Genomic DNA, 15,107 nt, shown 5'->3' with positions numbered 1-15,107 from the left:
AGCCCATTTTTTTAAACTTATTGACGATTCTGCTTAGAAATTATAATTTTCGCTCCCAAAAACGACCAATGGCAATGCCTTCTATAAATTGTTCAATAGTTGAGTTTGTTAAATCGAATATACCATCAGCCTCTAATTTGACGCTGCTACTTTTTAGGAAGTCTGGATGACTGAGTGATAATGCGATTGGCTTGAAATGTTTAAACGCTGTTTCGATAAATTCTATCGCTGGTTTTGCGATCGCGCCTTCATTACCAATCAGTAAAACGGCATCAAAAAGAACTGGATCGGCAATCTCGTATGTTTCCTTAGTTTCCCCCGTATTATTGGAGGGCTGAATTTTTTTCTCAACAAGCGTGTAGTTGATCTTATGTTCTAATAAAGCCATTATCCATTTTCTTAGTTTTTTCTCATCTGGTTGCCCGGATAGTAAGATAGCTACTTTCTTTGTATTCGTTTTGTAAATCGTATTTGCCATACTAAGGGCAGGAGATTTTTTAGTGGAGGTGATTTCGTGATTTTCTTCAGGTAGTAGAATACCGATCGTATCAGCCACTTCCTCAGCTATTTGTCGATCAATATGATTTAAAATGGCTACTGCATTTGTTTGGACCATTGGCGATTTACATTTTCCGATTTCAAAGCTAAGTGCACTTTTTAAATGCCTTTTTTCATGAGGAGCAAGAGAATTATAGAATAATTTTGCTTGTGAGTAGAAATCCAAGAAACTTTCACTGCGCCCTCTAATTTTTTGACCTTCCACTTTTTCTTGATAATGTTCATATCCGCCTTGATCTGCTGGTACTGGAGCAGGTTGATTATGATTTAAAGCATTTGAATGATAACTTGTTTGCCCTTTATGGATCACCATTTGATGTATTCCATCACGTTGATTATTAGTGAATGGACATACAGGTCGGTTGATAGGAATTTGATGAAAGTTTGGACCTCCAAGACGTGAAAGTTGAGTATCCGTGTACGAAAACAAGCGACCTTGTAAAAGTGGATCATTTGTAAAATCAATTCCTGGCACAACATGTCCAGGATGGAAAGCAATTTGTTCTGTTTCTGCGAAGAAATTATCCACATTTCGATTTAAAGTTAATTTACCCACTATTTTGACAGGAACATCTTCTTCAGGCCATAATTTTGTTGCATCTAAAATATCGAAATCGAATTGATGCTCGTTTTCTTCAGGAATAATTTGTAAACCTAGCTCCCATTCCGGGTATTCTCCTTGGTTAATAGCGTCGTACAAATCCTGACGATGAAAGTCTGGATTTTTCCCCGCAATTCGCTGAGCTTCATCCCAAACTAAGGAATGCAAGCCAAGTTTAGGTTTCCAATGGAATTTGACAAAATGTGCTGTGCCTTCAGCATTGATTAGACGAAAAGTATGGACGCCAAAGCCTTCCATCATCCTTAAGCTTCGAGGGATTGCACGATCACTCATAATCCACATAACCATGTGTGCTGTTTCTGGGTTCTGCCCAACAAAGTCCCAAAAGGTATCATGAGCGCTCGCACCTTGAGGAATATCTGTATCTGGTTCAGGTTTCACTGCATGTACAAAATCAGGAAATTTAATGGCATCTTGGATAAAGAAAACAGGAATATTATTGCCAACCAAATCAAAATTTCCTTCATCCGTGTAAAATTTTGTTGCAAATCCACGTACATCTCGAACTGTATCCGCTGATCCTTTAGATCCTTGTACTGTTGAAAAACGTACAAAGACAGGTGTTATTTTAGAGGTGTTTGTCAGAAAATCCGCCTTTGTATAATCTTTTAATGATTCGTAAAGCTGAAAAATACCATGGGCACCAACACCACGAGCGTGAACAATACGTTCTGGAATTCGCTCATGATCAAAATGCGTTATTTTTTCCCGAAAATGAAAGTCTTCCATTAATGTTGGACCACGTAAACTAGCTTTTAAAGAAAAAGCATCTTCAGTCATTTTTAACCCTTGATTGGTTGTCAACGGAGCTGTGTTTTCGTTGTTGATGGTGTGTTTTTTTAATTGCTCATCTTTTTTGTTGGTCATATAGATCCCCTCCAATTTATCGTTATAGTCTATCTATTTCCTTTTTTATTGGTCATAAAACATTTTGTTGTTATAAATTATGTGTCGAAAAAATGTATATATAGGATTATTTGAATGAATCGTTTGTTTATCTCATATTGATAAGGAGATCTCGATATTAAGATTCAGCCAAAAGGGAAAGACTGTTGGTAAAAAACTGATTGATACAAATAAAAAACACCCAATTCAGGATGAAAGAAATCTTGTACTGGGTGAAGCTTCACTTTATTTCTTATTTTTCAATAGTCACAATTCAAACTTTTTTATAAGGTTTACTCTGAGAAAGGCTGTTTCTATACATTTCAAATAAGGCCAATCATTAGAAAAAAAGAACCAATCTGAACTGGATTCCAAGTATTCATTCATCCCTGAAAATGGGTGTACAGTTTATGAATTGATGGTTCTTTTTCATACTAAAACATTTATAAACTTGTCATATACTTGCATTCTTTAGATCAGTAAAGAATGTTAAAAAGGTTAAGCCTTTTCTTTTCTTATCGCTTGATCTAAATAGGCTATGATATTCTCTTTTCCATTAGCAACAGCTAAAGCGCGTGCCTCATCCTTTGCCAGCTTGTTTTGCGCCTTCTGAATGACTTCTTTGACCTGAGATTGAGGAATGACAACAACTCCATCAGTATCTCCTACGATAAAATCACCTGGCTGCACACTAATTCCACCGACTGCAACCGGCACCTGTATCATACCGCCACCAAATTTATTCCCAGCAGCTACCGTTGTTCCTAGACTGAAAACAGGAAAGTTTAAATCACGGATTGCTTGAATATCTCGAATAACGCCATCTACAACAAGCCCTTGAATTTCCATTCCCTTCATCAATGAGACAACAAAATCTCCAGCAACAGCTCGATTTGTATCGCCTTTTGCATCAACAACTAAAATAGATCCAGGTTGTGCTATTCGAATTGCTTCTAACAAAGCACCATTTTCTCCAATAGGTAATCGCACAGTAACCGCACGACCTGCAATATGATATTGATCCTTTAATGGTTTAATCGCAGCATTCACATTCGTAGTACCAGCTAGCGCATCAGAAATCGCTGTAGTAGGTAGAGTATGTAATAATTCTTCAAAATTGGACATATCTAAATCCCCCCTCAAGGCATATATGACCTATTCTAATGGAATTAGGTGTTATATAACAATATAATTCGGATAAAATAGAGAATTTGGATGTTAAAAGGTGATTTTTGAAGGATGAATGCAGTTTCATATGTAATACAAGGGTTCTGTTATATGTTAATCTTGACTTTCAGTTGGTCCCATTTTAACAGAGTATCATAAGGTTTCAGTCCTAGTCTTCGTGCAAACGAAAATTTAGTTGAACCATTTCCGCCCAGTTCCATATGTATATATTAAGGAGGATGAGAGATGGTTGCAACCGAGACATTCATTATTCAGGGATATTCGTTCACGGCTGTTTCTGTTTTTTTGCCTAAAACAACATTGCTGACAATTTCAAATGACAAGGGGTACATTATGTGTGGTGCATTAGATGTAGAGCTTTTAAATACGAGGTTAGCAGATCGAAAAATTATTGCAGGTAGGGCTGTTGGGGTCAAAACGATTGAGGATTTGCTTTATGCACCGCTTGAGTCTGTCACTTTGGAAGCAAAAAAAATCGGTATTACAAAAGGCATGATCGGGGAAGAAGCTTTGTTAAAGATGATTTGATGGAATTTTCAAAACGATGAGAAAGAAATGCACTTATATTTATTCATTTTATCTTGTATTGATTGGAAAATGAATAGTTAGTAGTTAGTTGCCATCCTTGTTTTAAATTGTTGATACGATCCTTTATATAGTTTTGCTACAAATTGCTCAACTTTCTCGAGAAACCCAACTATTCAAAATAAAAATCAATAGATAAGGATTATTTTAGTGGTTAAAAAAGTTAATATTTTACCTGAGAAGGCGCATTCTACAAAGGATGCGTTTTTTTATTTGGGAGAATGTATTTCTTTTCTACGGGGAATAAATCAGATAAGATTTTGGGATGATTAAATCGTCTGATTTTTGCACATTCTGAAAAAAAGGAGTGTTGCTACGTGAAAAAAATGTTTTTGTTAATAGCGACAATTAGTCTAATTGCAGGTTGTTCAGCAACGAAAGAAGACAAAGAAATGACACCTGTAAATAGTGAAAAAAGTTTGACCGCAAAAGCAAAATTTATCAATACAGAAGGTAAAGATATAGGAGTAGCGAATTTAACGCAAACTGAAACGGGGGTAAAAATTGATATAAAATTACATGATCTAACTCCTGGTGAGCATGGTATTCATATTCATGAAGCAGGGGTATGTGAAAAGCCAACATTTGAATCGGCAGGTGCCCATTTGAATCCTGCTCATAAGCAACATGGGTATTATAATCCAAAAGGTTATCATTTAGGCGATTTACCAAATTTACAAGTTGAATCAGATGGTACAGTAGATGCACAATTTATATCAAAGGATTTTACTCTTGAAACAGGAGTAGATAATTCCCTTTTTGATTCGAATGGAAATGCTTTTATCATCCATCAAGATAAAGATGATTACAAAACAGATCCTAGCGGCAATTCAGGCGCACGTATTGCATGTGGTGTAATTGAAAAATCATAAATAGGGTATGTTGAAAAGTACAATTCAGCCAATCTGAATTGTACTTTTTTATTAATAGTTGTTTTCTGCTCTAGGAGTTCACTTCCTTTTGATGTGAGCAGCTACTTATTGTAAGACTAAAGGCTTCTTCATCTTTTTCGCAAAGAACAAGTAATTTCACATTTTAATTCATTAAAATGAGGTGTAAAATATGAACTTTTTGACGATTATATATAATTATCCTGTTTTTTCTATAATAAATATGTTGATGTAATTATCCTTCAGTAATATTCAAAAAAAGAATATAAGATTGCTGGATTTACGAAAGACAACACGTATTCATTTGCACCGATCATATTTATAAGTAACAAAAACTTAAACAGACCACAACAAATATACAATGCCGTTCTTTATAGTGGAAAGAAAGTAGATGTCGATCACTTTGCAACATTTTCAAGAGAGGAAACCGTAAAAGCGATGCCGGGTTATAAAGAAATGCAAGGATCATTTACAATGATGAAAGTATTTTTATTTATCATTGCTGCCTTTGTATCTAGTGTATTTTTCTACATTCTTACCATTCAAAAGAGTCATCAATTTGGTGTATTAAAAGCCATTGGAGCAAAATCATGGTACATTGCAAAGGTATGTTGATACAAGTTGCGATACTGACGGTTTTAGGTGGGGAATAGGTACTTTGGGTATTTATGGGTTAAATCTATATTGCCTAACACTATGCCATTTGTATTACCTTTCAAATTAATCTTGGCAACAGGAGTTGTTTTTTTGAGCTTAAATACCATTGGTTCGATGTTGTCAGTATTTAAAGTTATAAAAGCAGATGCGCTAGAAGCAATTGGGAGGGTTGAATAATGCCAGCAGAAACCATTTTAGAGGTAAAAAATATTTCAAAATCATTTAAGGATGGTCATTCTACTATCGAGGTCTTGAAAGATATCACCTTTTCTATTCAAAAAGGTGAATTTGCAGCCATTTTAGGACCATCTGGATCTGGTAAAAGTACATTATTATCCATTATCGGAGCGCTCCTTACACCATCAAAGGGACATGTCAATATTGAAAATGATACGATAACAAACTACGACTGAGTGCGGTTCCTTGACAGAATTGAAAACTTCCCATATGATTTATTCGAATATAAAATGAGGTTCATAGCGCAAACCCTCTATAAAAAACTATGGAACATGCGATTCGAGCTATGTCCACTTTTGCGGACATGGCTTTTTAGTTTGGGTTATTGCGATCGTGGCTTCTGTTATTTACCCCGCATTAACGTGCAGTAAGACCCCATTTCAAGATTGGGAGAGAAACGAGAAAGATAGATGAGGGAATAACTGCCCGTAAAAGCCCGATTGGTTCGAGCGGGCAGGATGTTGGGTTCCTCAGGTGTTGCCACAGGACATGGCGTTCTTAACCTGAGTTCCTCTATTTCAGTGGGGAAAAGAATCCCCCTGAAGGAAGTTTCACTTTACCCCGCATTAACGTGCAGTAAGATTCCCATCTCAAAATTTAGAGAGAAATGAGAAAGATAGATGAGGGAATAACTGCCCGTAAAAGCCCGATTGGTTCAACTAACCATCAGTGGGGAAAAGAATCCCCCTGAAGGAAGTTTCACTTTATAAGGAGGCATTTTCATGTCAGGAAGAACGAATGAGCAGGGATTGAAAGACTTAACGCTTTTAGGTAATCAAAATACAAAATATTCATATGATTATGCACCAGACGTATTAGAAGCGGTGGATAATTTGCATAGCGAAAATGACTTTTTCGTAAAATTTAATTGTCCGGAATTTACTAGTCTTTGTCCGATGACTGGACAGCCGGATTTTGCAACGATTTATATTTCATATATTCCAGATCAAAAGTTAGTTGAAAGTAAATCGCTGAAATTGTATTTGTTTAGCTATCGCAATCATGGAGATTTTCATGAGGACTGTGTCAATATGATTATGACAGATTTGATGAAGCTATTAGATCCCCGCTATATTGAAGTATGGGGGAAATTCACACCTAGAGGTGGTCTGTCCATTGATCCATGGTGCAATTATGGACGTCCAGGTACAAAGTATGAAAAAATGGCTGAACATCGGTTGTTTCATCATGATCTTTATCCAGAAAAAGTCGATAATCGCTAAATATTTTAGAATCCAATGATAAATATTCCTGTTAAAATGAAAGCTCACATAGTGGGGGAGGTTCTTCATCCTCCTATTATGTGTTAGGCAAATCCGTCTTGATGTTTGTCAGCTTTCCAGTGCTAAAAGATTTTGGTGTTACGACGGTCCTTGATACGCTATTAACCTGATCTGTACACTAACGATCTTGCCAGCGCTCATAACTTTGTTCCGTAAGCGTAGTAAATGATCATCTGAGTCGATCAATCTAGCATAAAAAGCATCGTATTTTGATTTTGCGATGCTTTTTATGTTGCCATAGTTATTTAAATGGTTGTCATGAGGGTACAATAAAATGTAATAACTATTTTCATTTGAAGTAGGATATCTGATTTTTTCTTATCAAAAGGCAGTTTTAAAGCCAAAGGATGCAATTTGTAATATGATAGAGAAGAAATATGATGAAGTAATCAGGTGATAAAGATGCCAGCACTTACAATAGATCAAGTTTTGATGCTTGATTCGTACAATGTTTATACAACAATGCCAGCGCGCACTCTTTTTACGTTAGAACGTGTGCATAAAGAATTTTTTCAAGAAGATGAATTTGCAGATTTAATGATGGGCATTACAAATGCCCGTTCGAAAACAGCCGCTATTTCGCACTTTTCAAAGCGTTACGGTCAATTTGTAGCGATGCAATTTTATATGTTAAGTGCATATGATGAAATCTGGGATGGTAGTGATCGTGATTTACAATTCGATGCTACAAAAGAAAATGGTCTTTATACGATTTGCATGTTTGCGAGTCCCAATGATTGGCGTTATGTAGAAGACTTAGAACGTGAACACGTCATGTCAACCATTTTATATAACCAATGTTATCAAATCGTTCAAGATTTACGTAACACAACTTCCATCTCGCCACGGGTTATTTGGGATAATTTTTTTGTACATATAGTAAACGTTTATGCAAAATTACTTGATGATCCGCAACTTGCCGATCGAGCAATGACAGATTTAGAAATATTGGAGTCAACAGAAGTGTGGTCACGTTTTAGTGAAAAGTCTTTGTTTTATGAGTATACGAAAGGCAGAGCACCTGCAAGCCTCGTTAATCAGCCCATTCGAAGATCATGTTGCTTGTCCAAAGATATTCCAGGGCTTGGCGCTTGTGGTTATTGTCCGCTTGAACGTGACTAGAAAATTCTATTTGAAGTCAGGTGTGTTGATTATCCAATTTTCTCCATAAAGTATTTATTCGCCCTTTGAGACAATTTATTTGCTCTCTCAGGGATTTTATTCGCTCTTTCAAAGACTTTATTCGCTCTCTGAGATAATTTATTCGCTCTTTCAAAGACTTTATTCGCTCTCTGAGATAATTTATTTGCTCTCTCAAAGACTTTATTCGCTCTTTCAAAAGATTTATTCGCTCTTTCCGCAGGACATTGGATTGTTTTTTTATCGAATATGTGCCACACAAAAGGAACAAGCAAGCCGCAGCGAAGATCCATATAAATGGTCCGAAAAATACAGGTTTTGTCAAAAATTACGTCACAGACGACCTGATTTTTGTAAAATCAACACGCGTGATTTGAAGTTCTAAATGGACTGCTTCATTTATGAACAGGAGCTAGCTATATCGTATTCATATGATAATTGTGTAGGAGTGGCGTGCTACTTTAGGAACTTATTTATACATGAAATGTCGGCAACCTTATGAGGTTTTTTTAAGGGGTTGCCTTTTAATTTTTTATCCCGCTTTAACGGGCAGGGCAGTAAGACCCCCATCTCAAGATTGAGAGAGAAATGAGAAAGATAGATGGGGGATCAACTGCCCGTAAAAGTCCGATTGGTTTGGACGGGCAAGATGTTGGTCCCTCAGGTGTTGCACAGGACGTGGCGCTTTTCACCTGAGTTCCTCTAGTTCAGTGGAGGTGAAGAAAACCCCCACTGATAGAGCTTCACTTTATTATCATCATCTTTAATGGTTTTTATCTCGATACATCCTGTTTTTTGTTATTTCTAATACGAGTAAACTTTATTTGTTGACAAAATACCTGATGGGGTATAAATTTAGATTAAAGTAAAATTTAAAATTTGAATCCATTTCATAATGCAATAGGGATCAACATATGGTTGCGAATAATATTGAAAAAAATATTCGCATTGTTCACTTGAAAACGGATTTATCCGGCTTTAATGGGCAGTAAACCTACACCTTAAGGTTTAGAGAGAAACGAGAAAGATAGGTGGGGGATCAAATGCCGCATGCGCCCAATTGGTTTGGACGGGCAAGATGTTGCTCTCTCAGGTGTTGCCACAGGACGTGGTGCTTTTCACCTGAGTCCCTCTAATTCAGTGGGGGATGAAGAAAAACCTCACTGATGGAAGCTTCACTTTATGAAATAGATTCAGTCCGATCATTTTATTATTTTATATACCCATATAGGTATAAAATATTTTGCTTTATTTGAACAAATCGATAACTGTATGGTTCCACAGAGCTAATAAATCCAAGGAGTGATAGTGAATGGGTAGAAAGTTTTTAATTGTTGGTGGAGTAGCAGGTGGTGCATCAACTGCTGCACGTATTCGAAGATTAGATGAACAAGCGGAAATTATCATGTTTGAAAAAGGACCTCATGTTTCCTTTTCAAACTGTTCTTTACCCTATCATTTAAGCGGGATTGTTGAAAATAGCGAAAAGCTTGTTCTGATGAGTCCGCAAAGCTTTCAATCAAAATATAATATTGAAGCACGTGTTCATCAAGAAGTCGTGAAAATTAATCGCGATCAAAAAACAGTCACAGTCAAAAATGTAGCTACGGGTGAACAATATGATGAAGGCTATGATACGCTTGTGTTATCACCTGGCGCAAATCCATTTGTACCTAATCTAGAAGGTATTGATATGCCACATGTGTTTACTGTACGTAATGTACCAGATATTGAACGCTTAAATCACTATATAAAAAGCGATGGTTTAAATGATATTGCTGTCATCGGTGGAGGATTTATTGGGGTTGAAGTAGCAGAAAATCTAAAATTAGCAGGTAAAAACGTTTCTTTAGTAGAGTTTAATCATCAAATTATGGTGCCTTTTGATGATGATATGGCTCAAATCCTTCATAAAGAAATGACAGATAAAGGTATTCAATTGATTCTAGGAGATGGTCTTGCAAAAGTTGCAGAAGATCATGTGGTGTTAAATTCAGGTAAGCAAGTGAAGGCACAAGCAGTCGTTTTAGCAATCGGTGTTCGCCCTGAAACCACTTTGGCAAAAGAAGCAGGTCTTGAAATCGGAGAACTTGGCGGGATCAAAGTAAATCAAAATTATCAAACATCAGATCCTTCCATTTATGCAGTAGGAGATGCGATTGAAGTATATCAACGTATTATACGTAAACCAACGCGTCTTGCTCTAGCGGGGCCTGCCCAAAGACAAGCTCGTGCAGCAGCTGATCATATGTATGGTATTCCACATCAAAACAAAGGAGTAATCGGTTCTTCGAGTATAAAAATTTTCGATCTGAATTGTGCAGTAACCGGTTTGAATGAAAAGACTGCCAAAAAAGCAGAAATTCCTGCTGATAGCGTGTATATTATTGCACCAGATAAAGTAAGTTTAATGCCTAATAGTCATCCACTTCATTTTAAACTAGTTTTTGAAGTACCAACAGGCCGCATTTTAGGCGCACAAGCTATTGGGAAAGGAAATGTCGATAAGCGGATCGATGTTATAGCAACACTTATTATGATGGATGGTACATTAGAAGATTTAAAAGAATTAGAATTAACCTATTCTCCAATGTTCAGTACAGCAAAAGATGTTGTAAACTTGGCGGCACTTGTCGGATTGAATATCTTATATGGTCGCTATCAACAAGTTCATGTTTCAGAAGTCCGCGAGTTGGCTGAAAGTGGAGCGGTATTTGTAGATGTTCGAGAAAAAAAAGAGTTTGCTAATGGACATTTAGTCAATGCTATGAATATTCCATTGAGCGAATTACGCGATCGTATGGATGAAGTTCCAAAAAATGTACCAGTCTATGTACATTGTCGCTCTGGTCAACGGAGTTATAATGCAGTCATGGCACTACAAAATTCAGGTTATGATCATATATATAATGTGTCTGGATCCTTCTTAGGTATTTCTTTATATGAATATTTTCACGATGTGACTATGAATCGAGAAAAAATTGTAACAGATTATAATTTTAAATAAATATATTTTTAGTCACACATGAACAGACGTAAGTATAAGCCACTAAAACCGATGTATTTGAATTTGGTTTTAGTGGCTTATTTGTGATGTTCTATGAACAATTTTAGCTGTAATTATATTAAGTGTAGATGGAGCAATCATGATAGTTTGCTTGAAACAGTAAAAAATTTGAGCATTACTATTGACTAATTTTTAGTAATCTTATAGGATTTAATTGACTAACGAGTCAGTCGAGGTGAAAAAGAATGCAAGCAGATGTTCGTAGACAGGAAAGAGAGCAGCAGTTGATTAAAATAGCACTTGAGTTGTTCGCAACTATCGGCTATGAGAATACCAAGATTTCAGATATTGTGGCAAAAGCAAATGTCTCTCAAGGGACTTTTTACTGGTATTTCAAAAGCAAAGAGGCTATTGCTTTAAAAATGCTTGAAGATGGACGCAAAAAAATATTAGAGGCTATTGCAATTGGCTATCGCGATTCAAAAGCTTCAATCCAAGAATCCACTATCTCTACAAGTCATTTATTTGAACAAATTTTTCATTTTGCTGAGGAAAATCCATATTTGATACACATACTTTTAAAGGGTGTGCATTCTCAACCGTTATTACAACAAAAAGTGGATGAGATCAAATCTGATATGGAGACAGCCTTTGCAAATAATATTCAACGTGCAAAAGAATTAGGAATGTTAAACCAATCAATGGAACCTAAAATGCAGGCCGTCTTTATCATGAGTCTGTTGGAAGGTGTGCTATCTCGTTGGCTATTTACAGAACGAAGCGAAAATCATCCTTTCGCTGAAAAATCGTTACAAGAAATCATTGAAAAAACCGTACATTTTGAATTTTTCGGTATTTTCGGTGTCTAACAGGAGGAAAAAACGTGAAGAAAATAAATTGGTTATTAACGCTTGTAGTCGCATCCGTTTTGGTACTTAGTGCGTGCGGAGGAACAGCAACAAAAAAAGAAACGAAAGACAACGATGCTTTAACAAAGGTTCAAAAAAATGGGGAAATGACCATCGGAATCATGGGAACATATGCACCCTATAACTATATGGGGAAAGATAAAGAATATACGGGCTTCGATGTTGATATTGCAAAGGAAATCGCAAAACGTCTTGATGTAAAAGCCAAATTTGTCGCACAAGATTTCTCTGGATTAATCCCAGGTTTGCAAAAAGGCAAATTTGATGCGCTTGTTAGTCAAGTAACTATTACAGATGAACGTAAAAAAGCCATTGATTTCTCAGAACCTTATATTACAAACGAAGTAAAAGTGATTGTAAAAGAAAATAATAACAACATCAAATCAGTAAAAGATTTTAAAGGTAAAACGATTGGCGTAGGTCTTGGTACAAATGATGAAACCTATTTACGAAATGATTTAATGCCAGAAGTCGGCAATTTTAAAATTAGCACATATGATGATGTCATCACCACTTTAAAAGATTTAGATGCTGGTCGTATCGATGCAACGATCAACAATGTTTATGCATTAAAACCAATCATTGAAGAAAACGGTTATAAGATTAAAGCTGTTGGAGAAGCCATTAAAGCAGACAAAGCAGCTGTAGCAGTTAAAAAAGGAAATCCTAAATTCACAAAAGCTATCAATAAAGCATTAGAAGATATGAAAAATGATGGTACGTATAAGAAAATCTTCGTCAAATGGTTTGGAGAAGAACCACCAGCAGAATAGAGAAAGTAGGAACAAACATGGATCTAGTTTTAGAAAATATCCCTTTTCTATTAAAAGGAGCCTATTACACACTACTGATTACAGTGGTATCCATGTTCTTCGGTTTAATCATTGGTTTATTAGCTGCGATTGCTCGTATAAAGGGCAATCGCTTTGTGCGTAATGTCGCAAGAGCTTATGTTTCCATTATTCGAGGAACACCACCACTTGTTCAAATTGTCATTGTCTACTATGGTTTGGTCGATTATGGAATCGAACTTGGCCCATTAACAGCTGCTTATATTGCTTTGAGTATCAATATAGGGGCTTATGTTTCTGAAGCATTCCGCGGTGCGATTCAATCCGTTCCAAAAGGTCAAACGGAGGCAGCGCTTGCAACGGGGATGACGGAGAAACAAGCTATGCGTCGCATCATTATTCCGCAAGCGATACGATATGCGATTCCACCACTTGGCAACACATTTGTTGGTATGTTAAAAGAAACCTCTCTTGTTTCGGTTATTGCTGTGACGGAATTAATGCGCTCAGCTCAATTATTAGTGGCTCAATATTATGTATATATGCCATTCTATCTATCAATCGGCATCATGTATTGGCTGATGAGTACACTCTTTACATTCATATTAAACAAATTGGAAAAACGATTATCAGTTTACTAGGAGGTGCAGATAATGATAGATATTAAAGGACTATATAAAAATTATGGTAGCCATCAAGTGTTAAAAAACCTCAACTTAACCATTCCTGCACATCAAGTAGTTGCTGTCATTGGACCTAGTGGTTCAGGTAAAAGTACGTTTTTAAGATGTATAAATGGACTAGAAGAGATGACACAAGGTAAGATAACCGTTAATGGACATGAGATCGATGCCAATGCTTCTAAGAAAGTATGGCAAAAAGCGATTTATGCCATACGTCAAGAAACAGGTATGGTGTTCCAACAATTTAATCTGTACCCACATAAAACGGTTATCGAAAATGTGACGGAAGCTCCTATCGTCGTGAAAAAAATGCAAAAAGAGAAAGCATACACTATTGCTTCAGCTTTATTAAAGAGAGTTGGACTGTCAGATAAAGAGAATGTTTATCCATCACAGCTATCTGGGGGTCAACAACAAAGAGTCGCGATTGCAAGAGCATTAGCGATGGAGCCTAAACTGATGCTTTTTGATGAGCCGACTTCAGCATTAGATCCAGAATTAGTTGGTGAAGTACTGAAAGTGATGAAAAGTTTGGCTGAAGAAGGTATGACGATGATCATTGTGACACATGAGATGAACTTTGCCAAAAACGTAGCTGATCGTATTTTATTTATGGCTGATGGTGTGATCGTAGAAGATGCGAATCCTAAAGCATTTTTTGAACGACCACAAACGAATAGAGCTCAGCAATTCTTACAACAAGTAACTGAATTTTAAGGAGAGAATACTATGCAAATTACTGCTAAATGGCAAGGTGGACGTGCTTTTGAAGCAATTGGAGCATCGGGTTATAAAATGCCGATGGATGCGACACCAAATTATGGAGGTGAAGGTCAGGCACCTACACCTACAGAAATGCTGCTAAGCGCTGTAGCTGGATGTATCGGTATTGATGTAACGATGATTTTGAAACCACATTTAGATAAAATCACTAATCTAGAAATTGTTGTAGATGGCACACGACGAGAAGAAATGCCGACTGCGTTTACAGCAACACATTTGACGTTTAAAGTTGATGGAGATCTCGATGCACACAAAATATGGAGAGCTATCAAATTGGGTGAGGAAAAATATTGTGCTGTCTCAGCTTCTTTAAAAGCAGACATTACACATTCACTGATTTTAAATGGAAAAGATGTACCATTCGAATAGCCATTTTCAAAGAATAAACAAAGCCTATCCATTTCGATTGATGCATCTATAGATTCTAAGTATTTATCTATTTTTACTAGCGTTGCATTAATTTTAATTGAAGATTAAAAAACTCATAATTTTCAATAATTTAAGTCCAAGCTTAAAATATCCGGTACTGTCAATGGTTTTGTGTAAATGATTCTGATCTTTTTTGATAGACTTTTTCACATTGTCTATAAATAAAACTTGTTCGAAGGATTGATTTTTGATTGTTTGGAAAGGGCTAGCTTTCTAAGGAATGAACTTTGTACGATCTAAGTATTTTGCTATGGTTATTAGGTGCCATTCATCGAAAAAATTAATATAGAAAAAATTTGATATTGTAGTCAAATAAGTCAAATAAGTCCTCCACTCTTATAGAGTGGAGGGCTTTTTTTGTGTTGGCTGGTTGGCAGATGGGTTTAGTCAATTTACTGCATTTTAGATCCTACACTACAATGAAAACCTATCAGTTAAAA

Annotated in this window: 14 protein-coding genes; 12 read left to right on the top strand and 2 right to left on the bottom strand. The window is 36.3% G+C overall.

The window, feature by feature from the left end; all coding sequences use genetic code 11:
• Positions 1 to 40 precede the first annotated feature (40 nt).
• Entirely contained in the window at positions 41 to 2,047 is a 2,007-nt protein-coding gene (locus tag FEZ13_RS05200) for a catalase (RefSeq protein WP_146551729.1), read from the bottom strand.
• A 516-nt stretch (positions 2,048 to 2,563) separates the two neighbouring features.
• Entirely contained in the window at positions 2,564 to 3,190 is a 627-nt protein-coding gene (locus FEZ13_RS05195; protein WP_146551728.1) for an RraA family protein, read from the bottom strand.
• Positions 3,191 to 3,478: 288 nt separating this feature from the next.
• On the opposite strand from FEZ13_RS05195, the gene FEZ13_RS05190 reads away from it, so the two are divergent.
• From FEZ13_RS05190 to FEZ13_RS05140, 12 genes are all read left to right on the top strand, one after another.
• The gene (locus FEZ13_RS05190; protein WP_146551727.1) at positions 3,479 to 3,781 is read left to right on the top strand and encodes a YunC family protein; all 303 of its coding nucleotides are present in this window, start codon (positions 3,479 to 3,481) and stop codon (positions 3,779 to 3,781) included.
• A 383-nt stretch (positions 3,782 to 4,164) separates the two neighbouring features.
• On the top strand, positions 4,165 to 4,710 hold the full coding sequence (locus FEZ13_RS05185) for a superoxide dismutase family protein (protein WP_370467677.1): 546 nt from the start codon (positions 4,165 to 4,167) through the stop codon (positions 4,708 to 4,710).
• 456 nt (positions 4,711 to 5,166) lie between these two features.
• A complete protein-coding gene (locus FEZ13_RS19370; RefSeq protein ID WP_186725776.1) occupies positions 5,167 to 5,343 on the top strand; it encodes a hypothetical protein in 177 nt (58 codons plus the stop codon).
• Between the two features lie 218 nt (positions 5,344 to 5,561).
• Entirely contained in the window at positions 5,562 to 5,798 is a 237-nt protein-coding gene (locus tag FEZ13_RS05180) for an ATP-binding cassette domain-containing protein (RefSeq protein WP_146551725.1), read from the top strand.
• A 546-nt stretch (positions 5,799 to 6,344) separates the two neighbouring features.
• Positions 6,345 to 6,845: a preQ(1) synthase gene (gene queF, locus FEZ13_RS05175; protein ID WP_146551724.1), complete on the top strand. Its 501-nt coding sequence runs from the start codon at positions 6,345 to 6,347 to the stop codon at positions 6,843 to 6,845.
• Between the two features lie 462 nt (positions 6,846 to 7,307).
• Positions 7,308 to 8,027, top strand: a complete 720-nt coding sequence (locus tag FEZ13_RS05170; RefSeq protein ID WP_146551723.1) for a Fe-S oxidoreductase — start codon at positions 7,308 to 7,310, stop codon at positions 8,025 to 8,027.
• Between the two features lie 1,330 nt (positions 8,028 to 9,357).
• Positions 9,358 to 11,052, top strand: a complete 1,695-nt coding sequence (locus FEZ13_RS05165) for an FAD-dependent oxidoreductase (RefSeq protein ID WP_146551722.1) — start codon at positions 9,358 to 9,360, stop codon at positions 11,050 to 11,052.
• Positions 11,053 to 11,297: 245 nt separating this feature from the next.
• The gene (locus tag FEZ13_RS05160; RefSeq protein WP_146551721.1) at positions 11,298 to 11,921 is read left to right on the top strand and encodes a TetR/AcrR family transcriptional regulator; all 624 of its coding nucleotides are present in this window, start codon (positions 11,298 to 11,300) and stop codon (positions 11,919 to 11,921) included.
• 14 nt (positions 11,922 to 11,935) lie between these two features.
• Entirely contained in the window at positions 11,936 to 12,754 is an 819-nt protein-coding gene (locus tag FEZ13_RS05155; RefSeq protein ID WP_186725775.1) for a substrate-binding periplasmic protein, read from the top strand.
• Between the two features lie 17 nt (positions 12,755 to 12,771).
• Positions 12,772 to 13,413 carry an amino acid ABC transporter permease gene (locus tag FEZ13_RS05150; RefSeq protein WP_146551720.1) on the top strand — a complete coding sequence of 214 codons (642 nt, stop codon included), beginning with the start codon at positions 12,772 to 12,774 and terminating at the stop codon, positions 13,411 to 13,413.
• A 12-nt stretch (positions 13,414 to 13,425) separates the two neighbouring features.
• Positions 13,426 to 14,172 carry an amino acid ABC transporter ATP-binding protein gene (locus tag FEZ13_RS05145; protein WP_146551719.1) on the top strand — a complete coding sequence of 249 codons (747 nt, stop codon included), beginning with the start codon at positions 13,426 to 13,428 and terminating at the stop codon, positions 14,170 to 14,172.
• Between the two features lie 12 nt (positions 14,173 to 14,184).
• The gene (locus FEZ13_RS05140) at positions 14,185 to 14,607 is read left to right on the top strand and encodes an OsmC family protein (protein WP_146551718.1); all 423 of its coding nucleotides are present in this window, start codon (positions 14,185 to 14,187) and stop codon (positions 14,605 to 14,607) included.
• The last annotated feature ends 500 nt before the right edge of the window (positions 14,608 to 15,107 follow it).

Origin of the sequence: Rummeliibacillus sp. SL167 (assembly GCF_007896505.1) — a bacterium.
Taxonomy (GTDB): Bacteria; Bacillota; Bacilli; order Bacillales_A; family Planococcaceae; genus Rummeliibacillus; species Rummeliibacillus suwonensis.
Note: the sequence above shows the minus strand (reverse complement) of the source record. Positions and strands in the feature narration are given on the sequence as shown.